This is a genomic window from Amycolatopsis sulphurea (genome assembly GCF_002564045.1).
Classification (GTDB): Bacteria; Actinomycetota; Actinomycetes; order Mycobacteriales; family Pseudonocardiaceae; genus Amycolatopsis; species Amycolatopsis sulphurea.
Window position 1 is genome coordinate 5,432,599 of sequence record NZ_PDJK01000002.1, and the last position, 19,548, is coordinate 5,452,146.

The 19,548-nt window shown below is 70.4% G+C and carries 23 protein-coding genes; 15 read left to right on the top strand and 8 right to left on the bottom strand.

The features are described 5' to 3' along the window. Positions 1-228 precede the first annotated feature (228 nt). Positions 229-873 carry a phosphatase PAP2 family protein gene (locus ATK36_RS30765; protein ID WP_098514627.1) on the top strand — a complete coding sequence of 215 codons (645 nt, stop codon included), beginning with the start codon at positions 229-231 and terminating at the stop codon, positions 871-873. Between the two features lie 95 nt (positions 874-968). Here ATK36_RS30765 and ATK36_RS33095 read toward each other — a convergent pair whose 3' ends face one another. The 6 genes from ATK36_RS33095 to ATK36_RS32665 form a co-directional block, all read right to left on the bottom strand. Further along, complete coding sequence (locus tag ATK36_RS33095; RefSeq protein WP_211291994.1) at positions 969-1,106, bottom strand: hypothetical protein; 138 nt, start codon at positions 1,104-1,106, stop codon at positions 969-971. 97 nt (positions 1,107-1,203) lie between these two features. Then, on the bottom strand, positions 1,204-1,869 hold the full coding sequence (locus ATK36_RS30775; RefSeq protein ID WP_098514628.1) for a CoA transferase: 666 nt from the start codon (positions 1,867-1,869) through the stop codon (positions 1,204-1,206). Between the two features lie 33 nt (positions 1,870-1,902). Then, entirely contained in the window at positions 1,903-2,499 is a 597-nt protein-coding gene (locus ATK36_RS30780; RefSeq protein WP_170069979.1) for an LppA family lipoprotein, read from the bottom strand. A 20-nt stretch (positions 2,500-2,519) separates the two neighbouring features. After that, positions 2,520-4,238, bottom strand: a complete 1,719-nt coding sequence (locus ATK36_RS30785) for an alpha/beta hydrolase (RefSeq protein ID WP_098514630.1) — start codon at positions 4,236-4,238, stop codon at positions 2,520-2,522. Next, positions 4,238-4,546 (bottom strand): type VII secretion target, encoded by a 309-nt coding sequence (locus ATK36_RS30790; protein WP_098514631.1) that lies wholly within the window; start codon positions 4,544-4,546, stop codon positions 4,238-4,240. The genes ATK36_RS30785 and ATK36_RS30790 overlap by 1 nt, the downstream gene beginning before the upstream one ends. A gap of 131 nt (positions 4,547-4,677) precedes the next feature. After that, on the bottom strand, positions 4,678-4,830 hold the full coding sequence (locus ATK36_RS32665; RefSeq protein ID WP_170069980.1) for a hypothetical protein: 153 nt from the start codon (positions 4,828-4,830) through the stop codon (positions 4,678-4,680). Between the two features lie 57 nt (positions 4,831-4,887). Here ATK36_RS32665 and ATK36_RS30795 point away from each other — a divergent pair, with 57 nt between their 5' ends. Further along, entirely contained in the window at positions 4,888-5,289 is a 402-nt protein-coding gene (locus ATK36_RS30795) for a zinc-binding dehydrogenase (protein WP_170069981.1), read from the top strand. Between the two features lie 152 nt (positions 5,290-5,441). Here ATK36_RS30795 and ATK36_RS30800 read toward each other — a convergent pair whose 3' ends face one another. Further along, positions 5,442-6,404, bottom strand: coding sequence for a 2-hydroxyacid dehydrogenase (locus tag ATK36_RS30800; protein WP_098515311.1), 963 nt, complete (start codon positions 6,402-6,404; stop codon positions 5,442-5,444). Between the two features lie 223 nt (positions 6,405-6,627). Between ATK36_RS30800 and ATK36_RS30805 the strand changes: the two genes are divergently transcribed. The 9 genes from ATK36_RS30805 to ATK36_RS30845 are packed head-to-tail and all read left to right on the top strand — an operon-like array spanning position 6,628 to position 14,251. Beyond that, positions 6,628-7,371 carry an SDR family oxidoreductase gene (locus ATK36_RS30805; protein WP_098514633.1) on the top strand — a complete coding sequence of 248 codons (744 nt, stop codon included), beginning with the start codon at positions 6,628-6,630 and terminating at the stop codon, positions 7,369-7,371. A gap of 1 nt (position 7,372) precedes the next feature. Continuing rightward, the gene (locus ATK36_RS30810; protein ID WP_098514634.1) at positions 7,373-8,377 is read left to right on the top strand and encodes a 2-hydroxyacid dehydrogenase; all 1,005 of its coding nucleotides are present in this window, start codon (positions 7,373-7,375) and stop codon (positions 8,375-8,377) included. Continuing rightward, positions 8,374-9,123 (top strand): SDR family NAD(P)-dependent oxidoreductase, encoded by a 750-nt coding sequence (locus tag ATK36_RS30815; protein ID WP_098514635.1) that lies wholly within the window; start codon positions 8,374-8,376, stop codon positions 9,121-9,123. The genes ATK36_RS30810 and ATK36_RS30815 overlap by 4 nt, the downstream gene beginning before the upstream one ends. After that, a complete protein-coding gene (locus ATK36_RS30820; protein ID WP_211291995.1) occupies positions 9,116-10,105 on the top strand; it encodes a sugar phosphate isomerase/epimerase family protein in 990 nt (329 codons plus the stop codon). The genes ATK36_RS30815 and ATK36_RS30820 overlap by 8 nt, the downstream gene beginning before the upstream one ends. A gap of 10 nt (positions 10,106-10,115) precedes the next feature. Further along, complete coding sequence (locus tag ATK36_RS30825) at positions 10,116-10,895, top strand: SDR family NAD(P)-dependent oxidoreductase (RefSeq protein WP_098514636.1); 780 nt, start codon at positions 10,116-10,118, stop codon at positions 10,893-10,895. Beyond that, the gene (locus ATK36_RS30830) at positions 10,892-11,659 is read left to right on the top strand and encodes an SDR family NAD(P)-dependent oxidoreductase (RefSeq protein WP_245915332.1); all 768 of its coding nucleotides are present in this window, start codon (positions 10,892-10,894) and stop codon (positions 11,657-11,659) included. Before ATK36_RS30825 ends, ATK36_RS30830 begins: the two co-directional genes overlap by 4 nt. Before the next feature lie 25 nt (positions 11,660-11,684). Beyond that, positions 11,685-12,719 (top strand): alcohol dehydrogenase catalytic domain-containing protein, encoded by a 1,035-nt coding sequence (locus ATK36_RS30835; protein ID WP_098514637.1) that lies wholly within the window; start codon positions 11,685-11,687, stop codon positions 12,717-12,719. A gap of 9 nt (positions 12,720-12,728) precedes the next feature. Next, on the top strand, positions 12,729-13,406 hold the full coding sequence (locus tag ATK36_RS30840; RefSeq protein WP_098514638.1) for a 4-carboxy-4-hydroxy-2-oxoadipate aldolase/oxaloacetate decarboxylase: 678 nt from the start codon (positions 12,729-12,731) through the stop codon (positions 13,404-13,406). Then, positions 13,403-14,251: an NAD(P)-dependent oxidoreductase gene (locus tag ATK36_RS30845; RefSeq protein WP_098514639.1), complete on the top strand. Its 849-nt coding sequence runs from the start codon at positions 13,403-13,405 to the stop codon at positions 14,249-14,251. Before ATK36_RS30840 ends, ATK36_RS30845 begins: the two co-directional genes overlap by 4 nt. A gap of 481 nt (positions 14,252-14,732) precedes the next feature. Here the strand turns inward: ATK36_RS30845 and ATK36_RS31865 are convergent, their stop codons facing one another. Next, positions 14,733-15,677, bottom strand: coding sequence for a LysR substrate-binding domain-containing protein (locus ATK36_RS31865; protein ID WP_170069982.1), 945 nt, complete (start codon positions 15,675-15,677; stop codon positions 14,733-14,735). A gap of 133 nt (positions 15,678-15,810) precedes the next feature. On the opposite strand from ATK36_RS31865, the gene ATK36_RS30860 reads away from it, so the two are divergent. Genes ATK36_RS30860 through ATK36_RS30875 form a run of 4 tightly spaced genes read left to right on the top strand, consistent with a single transcriptional unit; the run spans position 15,811 to position 19,518 of the window. Further along, positions 15,811-16,593: a LamB/YcsF family protein gene (locus ATK36_RS30860; RefSeq protein WP_098514640.1), complete on the top strand. Its 783-nt coding sequence runs from the start codon at positions 15,811-15,813 to the stop codon at positions 16,591-16,593. After that, positions 16,590-17,312 (top strand): 5-oxoprolinase subunit B family protein, encoded by a 723-nt coding sequence (locus ATK36_RS30865; RefSeq protein ID WP_098514641.1) that lies wholly within the window; start codon positions 16,590-16,592, stop codon positions 17,310-17,312. The genes ATK36_RS30860 and ATK36_RS30865 overlap by 4 nt, the downstream gene beginning before the upstream one ends. Beyond that, positions 17,305-18,288: a 5-oxoprolinase subunit C family protein gene (locus tag ATK36_RS30870; RefSeq protein WP_211291996.1), complete on the top strand. Its 984-nt coding sequence runs from the start codon at positions 17,305-17,307 to the stop codon at positions 18,286-18,288. Before ATK36_RS30865 ends, ATK36_RS30870 begins: the two co-directional genes overlap by 8 nt. 6 nt (positions 18,289-18,294) lie before the next feature. After that, a complete protein-coding gene (locus ATK36_RS30875; protein ID WP_098514643.1) occupies positions 18,295-19,518 on the top strand; it encodes an aminotransferase class I/II-fold pyridoxal phosphate-dependent enzyme in 1,224 nt (407 codons plus the stop codon). Positions 19,519-19,548: the final 30 nt, after the last annotated feature.

Consider the following 19,548-nt stretch of genomic DNA (forward strand, 5'->3'; position numbering starts at 1 on the left):
CCGCGTTCGTGCACCGCGAGGAGGGGAGCAGGTGCCGGCGAGGCCGGTGAACGGGACCGATTCGGCGTCTGCGCTGCTCGCGGAGGGTCGTGCCGGCGCTCCTGATCTGCACCGGCCGCCGCGGCACCAGTGGACGCCCCACCCGCGGGGAACAGCCATCCGGCGACTGGCAAGATCGAGATTTCCAGTTCGTCCATCGGTTGTTCATCGGAAAGGGGTTGCCGGACCGTGCTGTTCGATGTGGTCAACGGTCTTGCCGGGCACAATGCCGCGCTGGACGCGGTGATGAAGTTCGTCGCCGGGCCGTTGATCTACGTGCTGGCGGTCGCGGGGGCGCTGGTCGTGCTGGCGGCGATGCGCGGGCGGACGCGGGGGAAAAACCTGTGGCTCGCCGGGCAGGCCGGGGCGACCCTCGCGCTGGGCTTCCTGGTGAACCGGGTGCTGCGGGCGTTCGCGGTGCACGGGCGGCCGTTCGAGAGCCGTCCGGTGCACCAGCTCGTCGAGCACGAAGCGGGGGTCTCCTTCCCGAGCAACCATGCCACCGCGGCGCTGACCATCGCGTTCGTGGCCGGGTTCTTCGTCTCCCGGCGGTGGGGCTGGACGCTCGGCGTGCCGGCCGCGCTGATCGCGATCTCCCGGGTGTACGTGGGGGTGCACTGGCCGTCCGACATCATCTGCGGCGCGCTGGTCGGGCTGCTGGCGACGCTCGTGGTCCGCTGGGCGGCGCCCCGGGTGCGTAAATGGGGCGAAGCACGGTTCGCCAAGGCTGGTCCTCCGCCCACAGAGGACACTGTGGACGACACCGTGGTGATTCCGCGGGTCCGGGTTCGCCGGTCGGAGGCGGAGACCGAGGTCTTCGAACGGGTAAGGTAGCGAAACGGCGGCGCTACGCCGGGCGAGTTCGGCCTTGGTCTGCACCACGTGCTGCTGGCCATCCCGCCGGGCGGGGAAGACGCGTGCCGGCGCTTCTACGGCATGGTGCTCGGGATGACCGAGCTGGTGAAGCCCCCGGCGCCGGCCGCGCGCGGCGGGCGGTGGGTGCGCTCGGATCGGCTGGAGATCCACCTCGGGTCGACGAGGATTTCCGGCCCGCGCGCAAGGCGCATCCGGGCATCCTCGTCGCCTGGATGCGCTGGCCCGCCGGTTGGCTGCGTACGGGATCGCGGTGACCTGGGACGAAGGCTTTCCCGGCTACCGCCGGTGCTACGTCTTCGACCCCGTCGGCAACCGGCTGGAGTTTCTTTCCCCGCAACGGTGATCAGTCCGGCAGCCGCAGCCCGGCCGGATCGGACAGCCAGCCGCGTAGCGCCGCCGAGTCCGCGCCGAGGGCGGGCGGCGCCCGGTGGTAGCGGACGGGCGTGTCGTGCAGGCGCAGCGGGTTCGCGAGGGTCGCGATGCCGGGACGTCGTCTTCGGTGGACGGCAGTGTGACGACCGGATCCAGGCCCAGCTCGGTGGCGAAACCGATCGCCTGTGCGATGTCGTTGACCTTGCCGCAGGTCAGGCCACGGGCACGGAATTCCGCGGTCCACTCGTCGGTGGTCCGGGCGCCGAGGAGGTCCTCCAACGTCGTCACCAGTTCGGTCCGGTGCAGGACGCGGGCGTGGTTGGTCGCGAACGCCGGAGCCTCGGCGAGCGCGGGACGGCCGAGCGCGGTCGCCATCACAGCGAACTGGCGGTCGTTGCCGATCGCCACGGCGAGGCTGCCGTCCCGGGTCGCGAGCGTCTCGTACGGCGCGATGCTGGGGTGCCGATTGCCCATCCGGGACGGCACCCCGCCCCGTTGAGATATCCGCTGCCTGGGCGGGAGCGCTGACGTCTCGGTTCGGACCGGAGACGCCCGGCGGAGCTTGCACCGCCTGCAAATCATGCGTTGGACCCCGAGGTGGCCCGTACGGATACCTTAATACGAAGGGAGGGGTGCGAGGCTTCCTCGGTTCCTGGCTTCTGCAGACAGGTGGCAGCCGGTGCGAACCAGTAGCGTCGTATTGACGGCTGAGCCGAAGTTGAGCGCAGCCCGGTACTGATCCCGAAAGACGATCTCGTTGTCGTTGTGTCGTTTTACGGTAACTTTTCCAGTGTCGAAACCATAGCTTTGAGCGATTTCACGAACATCGGCCGCAGCTTGCTGCCATTCTGAGTCTGGCAGATTTCCTGGCGCTGTCCAGATGGGAAAGCTGCGGGTCTCGGCGTCGGCGCGTCCGGAGACATCGATTGCCGCGAATTCTTGGCTACAGCCAGCCCGGCCGGGCTGGTCTGTCTGCTTCCATCGGAGTGCGGGGAATTTGGCTGCCAGTTGTTCCCGAACGTTCCGAAACATCTCGTCGTACCGCGCTGCTGCCTGGTCGATATCCGGACGTTGCATGAGTTGGCTGAACTGCTGGCTCGCTGTCTTCTCGTCTGTGTTCATGGTTGGCTCCTGCGCGCCCGGGTTAGTGCAACTGGTCAGGGCGAGAATGACGATGCCGCTGGCCAGTGCTCGAATGACGTGGTGTTTCATGCGATCGATGTGACCCTTTGTCATCGGTGGGTGGGCTGTTGCGGCGGGGGCGGCGGTGGGGGCGCGACGTAGTTGACGCGCAGATCAGGGCGGCCTGCCGTGATCGCTGCCATGTTGTACTGCGACGTCGAGCCGTCGTCGAGGTACTGGCCGTGGGTGTGGGTCGCGTGCGCTGGTGTGCCGTCCACCGTGACTGCGTCTCCGGTGCTCAGGCGGTCGATGCCGGGCATGTCGTAGGGGGAGACGCCGAAGTGGTTGGCGACGTCGAGTTTCGGAACTGAGTCCTGGTCAGCCCCGGCAGAGAACAGGTGTCCTTGCGGCACCTGGAGGTCACCGCGTTGCTGGGCGTCGAGGCCCGGTGATCCGAAAATCACCGCGTCGTTCACGGGGGTGGATTGTTGCAGGGCAATGCCTGTGGTGAGGCTGCCGTACGAGTGGCCCAGCGCGGTCAGGTGCAGCGGTTGGTTCTGCATTTCATGGGAAGCGCCGATCCCGTTGAGGAAGCCGTCGAGCTTCTTGGCGCCAGTCTGTGCGATATGGTCGGATGCCACTGATTGGTTGCCGTTTATCACATCGTCGTTCTGCGGTGCCTCGTAGCCCAGCCACGCGACCGTGGCGGCCTGAGCGCCGTCACCGTACCTAGACGAGATCAACTGCGTGTGCTTCTGGAGATTCTCCATATCGGTGTCATATCCAGCCAAACTGTGATCCACTGTGGACGTAAAGCCCGGCGTGAACACGGCCACGTGCTTCGCAGTATCGACATTGCCGACTGCGATCGCCGATTTTAGCCGGTCTCCTGATGCGTCTAGGGTAAGTAGCTGCCGGTCACCCTTTGCAAGAGTGGTTTCGATCGCGGTCAGGGACGCGAGCTTGGCTTCGATTTTGCGGATGTCGGCCAACGCGTCGGGCAGCATGTTCGGCGGCCGGTAGGGCTGGTCTTTGACCAGTTCGAGCCGTTTCTTTGCCTCGTCGAGCTGGTGTTGGAGGTCAGTCCGCTCGCTGGGGATGCGGGCGATGTTCGCTTTCGAGCGGACATCGCCGGGCAGGCCGTCACGGTTGCCCAGCCAGTCGGGATGATCTCGCAGGAGGATGTTCCGCCCCGCTTCGGACAGGGTGGCCCACCAGGCGGAGTTTTGCGAGGGTGTCGCGTTCGGCGGGGGTTCGGGCAGCGTGAGGCCGGGGTCTTTCATCCCGTCGGCTGCTGCTGCGGCGACGGTGGATTCGTTCCCGGTGCCGAACTGACCGGCCGCCGCGCGGTCGAGCACTGATGCGAGATCGGTGTCGATGTCGTTCGCGGTGCGCAGGATCTGCGCCACCTCGTCCACCAGTTGCGCGTGCGTCCGTTCCCGGTCCTCGGGATGCATCTCCGGCGGTGCTTCTTTGCCCGCGTAGGTGTCGGTGATGCCGCCTGCGTCGGTGATCTGGAATCCGTACTTCCGGGCCAGCTCTTCGGCGTTGGTCAGGGCGTGATGGACACCGGTAATGGCGTCGGACGCCTGCCCGATCGCCTTGCCAATCGCGGCGGCCCCGGCGGCGATCGTGTCCAGTTGCCGCATCAACGCGTGGTGCTGCCCGGCCGCGTTGTCGGCGGCCGGCCCACTCCAGCCCTCGACCGGCAGGATCTTCCCGTAGTCGTCCCCGTCGTGGACGAGGACCTGCGTCCGGGCCTGCAAGAGTGAGCAGATCTCGTCCAGCGTGCCGGGATTCCAGGCCCGGACATCGGCCAGCGACACCATCAGCGCGGCCCCCGCATCCCCGGCGCGGCCGGGAACGCCCCGGCCGCCGCGTGGTCGCCTTGCTGATACCGGTCGGCCGCCACGCCGAGGCGGTCGCCGAAGCGCTGCGCCTCGGCGCACCACTCGGTGAACGTCGTCGCCAACGCCTCCCGGCAGCGCCCGGCAGCCGTCGCGGCGTTCCCGCCGCGCACCGCACCCGCCACCCTGCCTACCGGCTCCGCACAATCCGCGCCGCGAAGGCCGCCCACCTTCTCGCCAGCGGACCTGCCCGCCGCGCGCAACGCTCCGGGCATCGTCTCGAAACCCATGCGATCCCTCCCCGTGATCAGTTCGTCACAGGCTACGGGACCGTCCCCGGCCGATCCACGCCTTCCTGGCTCAAACGGGGGAACCCACCCGCCGAGACACGCACAACTACGCACACGGCGGTTAGGTAGTTCTACTCACCCGCACCCGTATCGCCCGAATCTCCGGACTCCGGCAGCCGGACAGCGAGAGCGTCCAGACACGCCGCGATCGACGCCGCACTCCGGGGCGGCACCTCGCCCGCGTCGGCCGCCCGCCGCAGCTTCCCCGCCGCGTCGTCCGGCATCTCGCGCAGCTCGGCCGCGCGTTCCTCGGCACGGCTTCAGCGGCGGTCGCCGGGGAGGTGCGGGAGCTGGGTGCCGGTGAGGTCGTGGTCCAGGGCGGCGAGCCTGTCGCGGAGGCGCTGCGCAGGCTGGTTCCCGAAGGCGTCGACGGAATTCTCGACGCGGTCGGCGATCGAGCGGCGAACCGCGCGCTGGCCGCGGTGGTGCGCGACGGCGGTGCCTTCTGGTCGACCGCGTTCGGGCTGGCTGACGAACCCCTGGCCGACCTGCGCATCCGGACGGACAACTACCGGCTGGACCGCAAACCCGAACGGCTGGCGGAGATCGGCGCGCTGGTCTTGTCAGGCACGGTCCGTCCGGTCGTCGGGGCGACGATCGGTCTCGACGCCGGGGTCGCGGCATTGTGCGGCCGGACCGAGGTCGCGGGGCTGCGTGGCAAGACCGTGGTGAAGGTGCGCTGACGGTCGGTGGCGCGATCCCTCTGCGAGACCAGGCAGAGGCCGGTCGTGTAAGCCAACCGCAGGAGCGTTCCCGGTCATCGCCTTCGGTTCGCCCTCGGTCAGTCCCATGTGGACGTTCGGGCGGTTCGCTTACGTCACCTGCGCGAAGAAGATCAGCCGGGTAGCGGAGTGCGGGCCGGTTCGCCGGCGAGTACTGCCAGCAGGTTGGCCACGGCGAGGTCGACCATGGCGGCGCGGGTCGCCTCGGTGGCCGAGCCGACGTGGGGGAGAGCCACCAGCCGGGACGCCGCGATCAGGTCCGCTACGTCCTCGCCGCGCGGCTCCTGTGCGAAGACGTCCAGGCCCGCGGAGTGCAGTGTGCCGTCGCGCAGCGCGGTGAGCAGGGCTGCTTCGTCGACAACACCGCCGCGAGAGGTGTTGACGAGCGTGGCGGTCGGCTTCATCGCGTGCAGTTCCTTCGTGCCGATGAGGTGGCGGGTCGTGTCCGTCAGCGGCACGTGCAGCGAGACGATGTCCGATTGGGCCAGCAGGGACTCGAAGCCGACCGGTTCGGCGAGGCCGTCCGCGGGAGCCGAGTACGGGTCGTGGCACAGCACGCGCACGCCGAAGCCGGTGGCGCGCCGGGCGACGGCGCGGCCGATCTGCCCGTAGCCGACGAGGCCGAGCGTCGTCCCGTGCACGTCTAGGCCCAGGTGGTCGTCCATGCGGAAGGTGGTCCAGGTGCCGGCGTGCAGCCGGTCCCGGGCGGTACCGAGACGGCGGCGGGCCATGAGGATCAGCGACCACGCGAGGTCGGCGGTGGTTTCCGCGAGCACGCCCGGGGTGTGTGTGACGACGACGCCGCGTTCGGCCGCCGCGGTCTGATCCACCGCGTCGAAGCCGGCGCTGGCGAGGCTGACGACCTGCAGTTGCGGTCCGGCGGCGTCCAGGAGTGCGGCGTCGACGACGTCGTTGCCGAGGCAGAGGATGCCCGCGGCGCCGGTGGCGAGTGCGTGCAGCTGCGCGGGCGTGGGCTTCTCGTCGGTGGGTCCCCTGACCAGGTCGACATACCCGGCCAGCCGGTCCAGGCCCGCGCCCGGCAGGGTCCCGCGGGTACTCAGCACGCGCTTTCCCATGGTCTGCTCCTCTTCGTGCGCGGAACCGTGCGCGGGCACGGTATCCGGGCCGGATCGCGGCGGGCCAACAGCGAATCGTGCTGGCGCGATCGGCGTTCCGGATGACGGGCCGGTGACCGGCGGACATAAGCAGATCCGATCGCTCCAGCGGGAAACGCTGTTTGCCGGGCCGGTCCGCGGCGGCTTAGGTTCGGCCGGAGACCGCCGAAAGGAGCCGCACACCATGCCCTTCTCCGACTACCGCACTGCCCTGGTCACCGGCGCGTCGACCGGGATCGGCGCCGTGGTCGTCGAGCGGCTGGCCGCGCGCGGGCTGAAGGTGCACGCGGTGGCCCGCGACGCCGAGCGCCTCGCGGAGCTGGCCGAGGCCACCGGCTGCCGGGCGCACGCGCTCGACCTCACCGAGACCGGCGCACTCACCGATCTGGTGGCCGGGCTGGAGATCGACGTGCTGGTCAACAACGCCGGGGTGTCGCGCACCGGGAACATCCTGACCGCCGACGAATTCGCCGTCGACGAGCAGATCGCGGTCAACCTCCGTGCCGTGCTGCACCTGGTGCGGCTGGTCATGCCGGGCATGGTGGCGCGCGACCTCGGGCACATCGTGAACATCAGTTCCATCGCCGGGGTCTACAACTTCGGCGGCAACACGATCTATCACGCCACCAAATCCGCGGTGCACACCCTTTCGCGGCAACTGCGGGTCGACGGTTTCGGCAAGCGCATCCGGGTCACCGAGATCTGCCCCGGCCGGGTCGAAACGGAGATCTTCGGCCGGATCCTCGGCGATCCGGAGAAGGCCCGGCGCGAGTTGTTCGACGGGTACGAATCGCTCAAACCGGCCGACATCGCCGCCGCGATCGAGTTCGCGATCGAGTCGCCGCGGCACATGAACGTCGGGCACATCGAGATCCTGCCGACCTTCCAGGTGCCCGGCGGTCTCGAATTCGAGCGGAGGGCGAGCTGACGTGCCCGGCTACCAGGTCGTGATCACCTGTGGCTACGCCGAACCCGGCGGCAGCACCGTTTTCGGGGACATCGGGCTTTCCCGGCTCACCGAAGCAGGGTTGTCGTGGCGGGTACTCGACGACGCGGTGGAGGAGCTGCGACCGGAGCAGCTCGACGGCGCGGACGCGGTACTGGTGCTGGGGCACGAGCGTGTCACCGCGGCCTCGATCCCGGCGTCCGGACGGCTGCGCCATGTCGCGCGGTTCGGCGCCGGGTTCGACGCGGTGGACGTCGACGCCTGCACCCGGCGTGGCGTCGTCGTGACCACGACGCCGGAGGCGGTGCGCGGGCCGGTCGCCGATTCGGTCGTCGCGCTGCTGTATGCGTTGTCGCACAACCTGGTCATGAAGGATCGGCTGGTTCGTGAGGGCCGCTGGGGCGAGCGTGGCGCGTGGCAGGGTCCTGGTCTCGAAGGCGCGACGGTGGGCATCGTCGGGTTGGGTGGGATCGGGATGGAGACCGCGCGCCGCGTGCGGGCGCTCGGGTTGCGCGTGCTCGGGTACAACCGCAGCGACCGCGGCCGGGCCGCGGCGGAGTTGGGCGTGGCGACGCTGCCGCTCGCGGATGTGCTTGGGCAGAGCGACTACGTCGTGGTCACCGTCGCTGGGAACTCCGGTACCAGGAACCTGATCGGCGAGAAAGAACTCGCCTTGATGCGACCTTCGGCGCGGCTGATCAACGTCGCGCGGGGGTCCGTGGTCGACGAGGAAGCCCTCATCGCACGGCTGCGTGACGGGAAGCTCGCGGGCGCGGGACTCGACGTGTTCGCCGAGGAGCCGCTGAAACCCGGCAGCCTACTGACCACTTTGGACACTGTCGTGCTCGCCCCGCACTCCCTCTGCTGGACCGACCGGTTCAGCGCCGCGGTGTCCGCGAGCGCCCTGGACTCGCTGATCGCGGTCAGCCGCGGGCAGCAGCCGGGCACCGCGCTGAACACCCCGGAAAGCGAAAGGACCACACGATGACAGGCACCGCGATCATCACCGGCGCGGCGTCGGCACGCGGGATCGGCCGTGCCCTGGCGGAGCGGCTCGCTCCGGCCGGCTGGCACCTCGGGTTGCTCGACCTCGACCCGGCGGTCACGGACGTCGCGGCGGAGCTGGCCGCCCGGCATGGTGTCTCCGCGCGCGGGGCGACTGCCGACATCGCCGATCCCGAGGCCGTGGACGCGGCGGTGTCGACGTTCGAAAGCGCGCTGCCGCCGATCACGGCGCTGGTCAACATCGCGGGCGTCAGCTCGCCGGTTTCCTTGCTGGAAGCGGATCTCGCGACGTGGGAGCGGGTGATGCGGATCAACGCGACCGGTGTGTTCGTGATGTGCAAGCGCATCGTGCCCGGCCTGGTGGAACGCGGCTACGGCCGGGTGGTCAGCCTCGGTTCGACCGCCGCGCAGAACGGCGGCGGTACCTACAGCAAGTCGACCTACGCGGCGTCCAAGGGCGCGATCGAGGGCTTCAGCCGCGGGCTGGCGCTGGAGGTCGCGCCGAACGGGGTCACGGTCAACGTGATCGCCCCGGCCACGATCGACACCGACATCATGGGCGGCCGCATCACCGACGAGCGCAAACCCGCCTTCCTGGCGCAGCTGCCGGTGGGCCGGCTGGGCACTACGCGCGAGGTCGCCGCGCTCGCGGAGTTCCTGATCGGCGAGGACGCGGGCTACATCACCGGCGCGACCTACAACCTCAACGGAGGAATCCGCATTGGCTGAGCCCGTGACCGTGCACGAAGAACGGCCGTCGCTGGTCTGTTCCGGCGCCGTCGTGCCGCCGTATCCGCCGGAGGAATGGCCGATCGCCGCGGCCATGTTGCAGTTCCCGCCGCACCACGCGGACGGCACGCCCGTGGCCGAGCTGAACCCGGTCGAGTGGCGGGCGCAGCTGGAGGCGGTGGTCGACGCCGGGTTCACGCACCTGGAGCTGTCCACGGCGTGGCTGCCGCTCGGTGATCTCGAACCGGCGCGGGTGAAGGAACTGGCCGCGGTGCTGGACGACGCCGGGCTGTCCGTGCCGGGCGTCGGCGTGGTGCGGCAGAGCGTGATCCATCCGGAGCGCGGGGAAGCAAACCTCGCGTTCACCCACCGCACTGTGGACGCGGCCGCCGAGCTGGGCGCGGACGTCGTTTGCCTTGGCCTGCACGATGTCCTGACTCCGGACCAACGGCGCGTGTTGTGGTTCTGGACCTTGCCGCAGGACGAGCGCCCGGCAGATCCCGAGGTCTACGCCCTGGCCGTGCGCCGGTTCCGCGAGCTGGGCGAGCATGCGGCGTCGCTCGGGCTGGAGATCTCGCTGGAGCTGTACGAGAACACCTACCTCGGCAGCGCCGACGAGGCGATCCGCTTCCTGGACGAGATCGGCCACGACGCGGTGGGGCTCAACCCCGACCTCGGGAACCTGATCCGGCAGCAAGGCCCGGCGGACTCGTGGGAGTACCTCGTCTCGGTCACCGCACCGCACACGAACTATTGGCACGTCAAGAACTATGCCCGCCTGGAGGACCCGGCGACCGGCACTGTGCTTACGCATCCGACGTCGCTCGAACTCGGTGTCATCGACTATCGGGTGGCGGTGCGGTACGCGATCGTGCACGGCTTCCGTGGCGCGTTCGTCACCGAGCACTACGGCGGGGACGGGCTGAGCGTGGGCGCCACGAACGCCGCCTACCTCCGCCGGATTCTCCCGCGCACGAGCTGACAGGAGCACCATGAGCACGTCTGCCGCCGAATTCCCCCGGGACCGCACCGCGATCGTCACCGGGGCGGCGTCCGAACGCGGGATCGGCCGCGCGATCGCCGGTTCGCTCGCCGCCCAGGGCTGGTCGGTCGCCGTGTTCGACGTCGACCACGCGGCGAGCGAGGGCCTGGCTGCGCGGCTGCAGGAGGAGTACGGCAGACCGTGCTTCGGCGCGGGAGTCGACATCCGCGACCGGGACGCCGTGTTCGCCGCTGTGGCGCAGGTCGAGCAGCAGCTGCCGCAGCTGACCGGGCTCGTGAACAACGCCGGCGTCAGCTCGCCGGTCCCGTTCCTGGAGGTCACCGACGAGGAGTGGCGTCGTGTGATCGAGGTGAACCTGCACGGCACCTTCCACGTCACGCAGGCCGCCGCGAGGGTGATGGCGCGGCATCGTGTCGGCCGGATCGTGCACATCTCGTCGACCTCGGCCGAGCGCGGCGGGGGCGTGTACGGCCGGGCCGCGTACTCGGCGGCGAAGGCGGCGCTGCTCGGCTTCGCCCGCACGCTGGCCCGTGAGCTGGGACCGGTGGGTATCACGGCGAATTCCGTCGCTCCGGGCTCGATCGACACCGACATCATGGGCGGGCGTCTGTCCGAGGAGCGCAAGGCCGGGTTGATCGAGGATCTGCCGGTCGGGCGGATCGGGACGGTGCACGACGTCGCCGCAGTGGTCTCGTTCCTGCTGAGCGAAGCCGCGGGCTACCTGACCGGCGTGACGTACGACGTCAACGGCGGATCGCACATCGCATGACCACCGAGCAGAAGGGCAGCACCGGCATGGCCGCTCCGTTCACCGCCGACCTGACCGGCAAGACCGCAGTGGTGACCGGGGCCAGCTCCGGCATCGGCCGCGCGATCGCCGAGGAGTACCTGCGCAACGGCGCCACCGTCGTCGGCCTGCACCGCCGGCCGGTCACCACCTTCGGCGGGAAGTACGTGCCGGCGCTGGCCGATCTCAGTGACCCGGCGCAGGTGCGGGCCGCGGCGGCGGGGGTGCTGCGAGAGCACCGGGTGGACATCCTGGTGAACAACGCCGGGCTCAACCTGCGGCACCCGTTCGAGGATTTTCCGTTCGAGGACTGGGATCGGGTGCAGCAGCTCAACGTCAGGACCGTGGTCGAGCTGACCCAGCTGTTCGGGCGCCCGATGCTGGAACGCGGGTCCGGGGTGATCGTGAACCTCGCTTCGATGCTCTCGTTCACCGGTGGGTTCACCGCGTCCGCGTACGCCGCCTCGAAGGGCGCGGTCGCCCAGTTCACCAAGTCCGTCGCGAACGAGTGGGCAGGGAGGGGCGTGCGCGTCAACGCGATCGCGCCCGGCTTCATCAGCACGGAGATGAACGTCGCGCTCGTGGCGGACGAGACCCGCAATCGCCAGATTCTCGAACGCATCCCCGCGGGCCGGTGGGGATGCGCCGAGGACATCGCCGGGGCCGCGCTCTTCCTCGCCTCGGACGCGGCGGGCTTCGTGCACGGCACGGTGCTGCCCGTCGACGGCGGCTACCTGGCCCGCTGAACTCCTTGCGAAAGAAGGGATTCCTGTGAAAGCAGTGGTCGTCCACGGCGCGAAGGACCTGCGCGTCGACGAGGTGCCCGCCCCGCGTCCGGCGGACGATCGGGTGACGGTGCGGATCGTCTACGGCGGGATCTGCGGTTCCGACCTGCACTACGCGGCCGACGGGCAGAACGGCCCGTACCGCGTGCGTGAACCGCTGGTGCTCGGGCACGAAGTGGTCGGTGTCGTCGCCGAATCCGTCGCGGGCGCGCCGAAGGCGGGGACCCCGGTGGCGATCCACCCGGCGACGCCGTGCGCCCCCGCCGGGGCCGCCGGGCCGACCGGCCTGCACCTGCGGCCGGGAACCTATCTCGGCAGTGCCTCGACCGAGCCGCACACGCAGGGCGGTTTCGCGGAGATCCTGGCCGTCCAGCCCGCGCAGCTCCGCCCGTTGCCCGAAGGACTGCCGTTGCGACGGGCCGTGCTGGCCGAGCCGTTTTCGGTGGCGCTGCACGGGATTCGGCGACTGGGGGAGCGGGTACGCGGTGCGCGCGCGTTGGTCAGCGGCGCCGGGCCGATCGGCGCGCTCGCCGTCGCCGCGCTGCGACACGCCGGAGCCGCCGAGATCGTGGCCGCTGACTTGCAGAGTTTCCCGCTGAAGATCGCGGCCGTGGTCGGTGCCGGGACGACGGTCAACCTGGCCGAAGGTGGCGAGATCGAGGAATCCGCGTTCGACGTCGTGGTCGAGGCAGCGGGCGCGGTCGCGTCCCTGGGCGCGGCCGTGACCGCCGCGCGGCCCGGCGGCGCGGTGCTGCAGCTGGGGATGCTGCCCAGTGGACCGGTGCCGGTGGCGATGTCGTCGGTGATCGCCAAGGAGCTGACCGTGTTCGGCTCACAGCGTTTCGACGTCGAGCTGGACGAGGCGATCGCGCTGCTGGCCGTCGACGAGTCGCTGGAAACCGTGGTGAGCCACGAATTCGCGCTGGACGACGCGGTGGCCGCATTCGCCTGCGCGACCGACTCGTCCCGTTCGTCGAAGACCGTGCTGCGCGTGTCCGCCGATCCGCAGCGCCAACCGTAGGGAGCACCGATGATCCACGTACGCACGAAGATCGACCGGCCGTCGCCGGAGGTGGTGGCCGCGCTGGGGGAGTTCTCCGCCGCCACCATTCACGAGGCGCAGGGCCGCAAGGGCGCGCTTTCGCACCGGTTGAAGCCGGTCGACCCGGCGATGTCGTTCTGCGGACCGGCGTTCACCGTCCAGGCGCAGGCCGGGGACAACATCATGGTCCAGGTCGGGATCTCCTACGCGCGGCCCGGGGACGTCGTCATCGTCGCCGCTGGGGAGTTCGCACAGGCCGGCGGGTTCGGGGACGTGCTCGCCACGGCGTGCCGGAGCAAGGGGCTGGCGGCGTTCGTCACCGACTCGGGGGTGCGGGACAGCGCGGACCTGAAAGCGCTCGGGTTTCCGGTGTTCTCCGGCTCGATCTGCATGGAGGGCACGGTGAAGGAGACCCTGGGGCCGATCAACCGGCCGCTCGCGGTCGGCGGGCAGATCGTGCGGCCCGGTGACATCCTGCGCGGTGATGCCGACGGCATCGTGGTGGTCGATCCCGCGGAGGCCGAAGACGTCGTCCGCCGCTGCCGGGAGCGGGAGGACCACGAGGCCGGGGTCCGCGCGGAGCACCGCCGCGGCGAGCGGACCCTGATCGAGGTGCACGGCCTCGTCGAGAAGCTCAAGGCGAAGGGTCTGGTCGTCGAAGAGTGAGCACACCGGTGGTGGGGGTGATCGGCCTCGGCCCGATGGGCGCGCCGGTCGCCGGGCACATCGCCCGAGCCGGATTCCCGGTGCGGGTGTGGAACCGCACTCGTGCGAAGGCCGCGGCGTTCGCCGCCGCCGGCCATCCGGCGGACCTGAGCGCCGAGGTGGTGCTGTCCGCTCTCCCGGACGTCGACCACCTGGAACGGATCGCGCCCGACTCGGTGCTCGGCACCTGGGCGAGCCGGGGCACCACGCACCTGGTGGTCCTCAGCACGACGTCCCCGGACAAGGTCCGAGACCTGGCGGCCCGGCTCACCAGGTTCGGCATCGCGGTCGTCGACGCCCCGATGAGCGGCGGCGACGCCGGGGCGCGGGCGGGCACCCTGAGCCTGATGGTCGGCGGCGCTGCGGAGGATGTCGCCGTGGTGGAGCCGGTTCTGCGGACCTTTTCGTCCACTGTGGAGCATATGGGGCCGGTCGGCGCGGGCACGGCGGCGAAGCTGTGCAACCAGATCGTCGTGGCCACAACGCTCGTCGGGCTCGCCGAATCGCTGGACCTGGCGCAGCGCGCCGGGCTGTCCGGGCCACAGCTGGTTCGCGTGCTCGAAGGCGGTCTGGCGTCGAGCGCGGTGCTGGACGCGAAGGCGGCGAAGATCCTGCACCGCGAGTACAGCCTGGGCGGGAGCACGGACAACCAGGTCAAGGACCTTCGCTACGCCGTCGCCCTGGCCGATCGCCTCGGCGCCCGGCTGACCCAGACCCGCGAGGCGGCGGCGCTGTTCGAGGAGACCGTCCGAAGTGGACTCGGTGGGGCTGATCACTCGGCGGTCTTCGAGACGGTGAGGCTGTGAAGGGACCCTTCACGGACTCTGAGTCTGTGAAGGGACCCTTCACGGACCCGAAACCGGTCCGGCGTACGCCACGAGGTGGTCGCACACACCTCCGCATCGCCCGCTGCCGGGCCCCCGGCCAACTTTGCCGGAACCCTGGACGCTGTCCGAAGATCGATATCCGTGCACGCCGCCCGTCTGATCCCGGGTGGCTCGGCGGGACGGGTGCACCGTCCGGAGTGGACCTCGGGGTGGCCGGTCACTAGGTGGTCCAGGTGCCGTGGTCCGCGGCCTCGTATCCGCGCTGCCCGTCTGTGACTGGTTCTCCGAGACTTGGGCACTGTCCGGAGTGGACCTTTCGGCTGGCTGGTCGGCTGGTGGTCTAAGGTGCCGTGGTCTGCGGACTCGGCATCCGTGCGCGCCGCTCGCCGGCCTGTGACGACTTCGGCTGGCGCTGCGGAACAAGAGAAACGTCCAAAATGGACTATGTGCACTCCGCTGTCTACGAGCCGCCGTCCGTCGACCGATACCCGCGTACGCCACCTTCCTGAACCTCGGCCACCAGCCCGCGCAACACCCCCGCCACGACCTCCGCCGGTTCCGACAGGGGCTGCACCTCGGAGGTGCACAACGCCATCCCGGTCCGCATCCGCGCGTCGCTGAACCGGTACGCGCGCACCTCGTCCGGCGCGAAATACGCCCGGACCGCCGACAGGGGCAGGATCGTCGCGCCCAGCCCGGCCACGACCGCTTCCCTCAGCACCATGCTCGGCTCGATCTCCGCGGCGATCGAGCAGTGCAGCCCGGCCGTGTGGAAGGCGGCGTCGGTGATCCGCCGCACCGTGTGCACCTCACTGGGCAGCAGGAAGTCCAGCGCGGCCGCCTGCCGCAGCGTGACCTCGTCGCCCCGCGGCGTCACCCGCGGCGCCCGCGCGCCGGTGATCAGGTGGAAATCCTCCTCCACCATCCGCTCGAACGCGACGCCCTTCACGTGGCCGGGGTCGTAGATCAGGGCCATGTCGACCTGCCCCAGCAGCACGGCCTGGCTCATCACCACAGTCAGGTTCTGGATCAGCTGCAGCTGGATGGCCGGGAACCGCCCCCGCACCGCACGCAGCAGCGGGATGGCCACGCCCGAGGCCATGCTGTAGGACGCGAGCCCGACCGTGACCAGCCCGGCCGGCGAGCCGCCGCCGTCGCGCAGGTCGATGCGCGCGGCCTTCTCCAGCCGCAGGATCCCTTGCGCGTAGCGGTAGAGCGACCGGCCCGGCCCGGTCACCGTGACGCCGCGCCCGGTGCGTTCGAGCAGGCGCGTCCGGAACTCGCTCTCCAGCCCCGAGATGTGCTGGCTCAGCGCGGACTGCGTGATGTGCAGTGATTCCGCGGCCCGGGTGATGTTCCCGATGTCGACCACCCGCACGAAGTAGCCGAGCCTGCGCGTGTCCATTGTCCCTCCCGGCGGAGATCCCATCGGCAAACCCGATGAGGCCATGGCCCTTCCTGATGAGGCTTCGCCCCGGTCCGCGCCGGAACTACCGTCTCGCTGGAGAACATAACCCGTTATGGGGGAAGGAGTCCCGATGGTGCCTGCGGTCGATCTGGTGGCCGATCTCGGCGAGAGCTTCGGCGCGTACACCATGGGTGACGACGCCGCGCTGCTGGACCTGCTGACGTCCGCGAACGTCGCGTGCGGGTTCCACGCGGGTGATCCTCGCGTAATGGACACGACGGTGCGTGCCTGCGTCGAGCGCGGCGTCCGGGTCGGCGCCCACCCCAGTTTCCCGGACCTCGCCGGCTTCGGCCGCCGGGCGATGGACCTGACGGAGAACGAGGTCCGCACGGACGTGCTGTACCAGCTCGGCGCGCTGTCGGCGTTCACCCGGGCGCACGGCACGCGCGTCGCGCACCTCGCGCCGCACGGCAAGCTCGGCAACCTCGTGGTCACGCGGCGTGACTACGCCCGCGCGGTGGCCGACGCCGTGGAGGCGTTCGACCCGGAGATCGTGATCTTGCTGCAGGAGGGCGAGCTGGCGGCGGAGTGCCGGGCCCGCGGGCTGCGGATGGCGATGGTCGGCCTGGCCGACCGCGCCTATGAGGACGACGGCACGCTCGTGCCGCGCTCCGAGCCCGGTGCCGTCCTGTCCGACCCCGACGAGGTCACCGCCCGGACCGTCCGCATGGTCACCGAGGGCGTGCTGACCAGCCGGCACGGCCGTGACCTGCCGGTGCGTACCGACTGCGTGCAGCTGCACGGCGACGGGCCGGAGGCGCTGCGGCTGGCCACCCGCATCCGCGCCGAGCTGCAGGCGGCCGGGGTCCGGCTGGCGCCGCTGGACCAGGTGCTGGACGCACCCGCCGCATGACGGGTGTCCGGACCGCGGCGAAGCTCGACGTCTCTCCGTGCGGCGACGCGGCCGTCCGCATCACCGTCGACGGCGCGGGCACCGAGGAGGTGTGGGGCACCGTGCATCACCTCGCACGGCGCCTCAACGACGGTGAGGTGCCCGGAGTGCTCTCGGCCGTGCCCACCTACGACGCGGTCCTGGTCGAGTTCGATCCGTGCGTGACCACTGCGGACACGGTGATGTTCCAGCTGCTGTCCTGGGAAGCGCCCGACGCGCTGGCGCCACTGCCGTCGCGCGTGCTCGACGTTCCGGTGCTCTTCGGCGGCGAGGCGGGGCCGGACCTGATGTGGGTAGCCGAGGTCGTCGGGCTCCCGGCAACTCGCGTTGTCGAGCTGATGTGCGAGACAGAGCTGTTGATCCGGTGTCTCGGTGGCCCGGCCGCATCGGCGATGACCGACGGCCCGGACTTCGGCGAGCCCGTGCCACGCCTGGCCACGCCGCGGTTGCGCGTCCCGCCGGGCGCGGTGTCGCTGGCTGGGCGGCAGGCGGTGCTCGGCCCGGTCGCCGCGCCCAGCGGCTGGCGGCAGATCGGCCGGACTCCGCTCACCGTGCTGCAGACCGACACCGAAGCAGTCGTGCCCTACCGGCCCGGTGACCGGCTTCGCTACTACGCGATCGACGAAGCCACGTACGCGCGCCTGCGCGGCCAACCGATGCGGTACCGGGCTGATGACTGAGCGTCCCCGCCTCCTCGTCGACGCAGCCCGCGCTTGCGTGGTCACCGACCTTGGCCGCACCGCGGGACCTGCCCGTGGCCTGGCGATCAACGGCGCGCTCGACCAGTTCGCGGCCCGCGCGGCCAACGCACTGGCCGCCAATGTCCCGAACGATCCGCTGCTTGAGGCCACCGGATTCGGCGTGACCTTCCGGCCCACCCACGACGTCCTGATCGCCGTCACCGGCGCGCCCGCACAGCCCTCGATCGACGGCCGCCCGCACCCCGCGTGGTCGCCGCTGTCGGTGCGCGCCGGCCAGACCGTCCACGTCGGGGTGTCCGAGGCCGGGCTGCGGGCGTACGTGGCCGTCCACGGCGGGTTCGCGGTGCCGAGCCTGCTGGGCAGCGTCGCTCCGGATTCGATGATCGGATTCGGCACCGAAGCCGTGCCCGGCACCGGACTTCCGCTGCTGCGGTCCCGGCCGCCGCTGGTCAACCCGGTTTTCGGGGCCACGATCTTCCACTTCGGCGTGCCACGGCAGCCCCGGGTGCCGACCGTGCTGGACGTGATCGATGGGCCGGATGCGGGCGAATTCGGCGACGAGCTGGAGAAGCTGTTCGCCTCGCCGTACTGCGTCACGCCGCGGATCAACCACGTCGGCATGCGGGTGGCCGGACCGGTGCCGCAGCGTTCGGTCACCGGGGAGGTGCTCTCTCGCGGCGTGCCGGTCGGGGCGATCGAGGCGCCTGCCGGTGACGAGCTGCTGGTGCTGATGCGGGGCCGGGGTATCACCGCGGGTTACCCGGTGCTCGCCGTGCTCACCTCGGCCGCCCAGGACGTCGCCGGGCAGTTGCGGCCCGGCCAGCGGATCCGTTTCCGCCGCACCACGGCCGCCGCCGCGACGGCCGTCCATCTCGAACGACGGCGGCAGCTCGACCGGATCGCGACCCGTGCGCGGTCCGCCTTCGCTGCTCACGCATTTTTCACGAAAGGATAGGGAGCCATGACCGTTACCGAGACGCCGCTGCTGGCCGAGCGGATGTCGTGGGTCGAAGAAAGTCCCAGCTCGCGCGTCGCCGACCGGGTGCGTGCCTTCCAGGCGGCCGGAAAACCGGTGCTCCCGCTGACCATCGGCGAGCCCGATTTCGACACCCCCGAGCACGTGAAGGAGGCCGCGATCGCGGCAATCCGGGCAGGGGAGACGAAATACACCTCGGCCACCGGCACTCCCGCGTTGCAGACCGCGATCCGGGCGCGGCTGGCGCGCAAGACCGGCCAGTCCTATGGCCCCGGCGAGATCGCGCTGGGCGGTGGCGCGAAACAGCTGATCTTCCTGGCGTTCCTCGCCACGCTCGACGCGGGCGACGAGGTGATCGTGCCCGCCCCGCACTGGGTGTCCTATCCGGACATGGTGGCCCTCAACGGCGGCCGCCCCGTACTCGTCGCGGCGGGCGCGGACACCGGGTACAAGCTCACCCCCGGGCCGCTGCGCGGCGCCGTCACCGACCGGACCAAGTGGCTCGTGCTCAACACCCCGAACAATCCCACCGGCGCCGTGTATAGCCGCGACGAACTGGCCGCGCTCGCCGAGGTGTTGCGCGAGTATCCACGGATTTCCGTGCTGTGCGACGAAATCTATGACGAGATCAACTTCGGCACCGAGCCCGTGCCGAGCCTGGTGTCCGTCGCGCCCGACCTGCGGGAGCGGATCTTCCTGGCCAACGGCGTGTCGAAGGCCTACGCGATGACCGGGTGGCGGATCGGCTACGCGGCCGGCTCGGCGACGTTGTGCGCGGCGATCTCCACGCTCCAGTCGCAGAGTTCGTCGTGCCCGTCCTCGGTCAGCCAGGCCGCCGCGGCCGCCGCCCTGGACGGGGACCAGTCGTTCATCACCGAAACCGTCGGGGTGTACGTCGAACGCCGGGAGCTGCTCGTGTCCGGTCTCGCAGCGATCGACGGGCTTCGCCCGGTCCGTCCGGACGGCGGATTCTACGTCTGGACCGACGCGTCCCGGCTGATCGGCGCGATCACGCCCGAGGGACGGCGTATCGCCACCGACGCGGATCTGGCCGAGCATTTCCTGGAAACCTCCGGGGTCGTGGTGATCACCGGGGAGTCCTACGGCTGCCCCGGTCACTTCCGGGCGAGTTTCGCCCTGGATTCGGAGACCATTCGGAAAGCCGTTTCCGGGCTGGCTTCGGCGGTTTCCGTACTGCGTTTCGCATGATCCGTGCTTCGCCGGCGGCCCCGCGCGGCC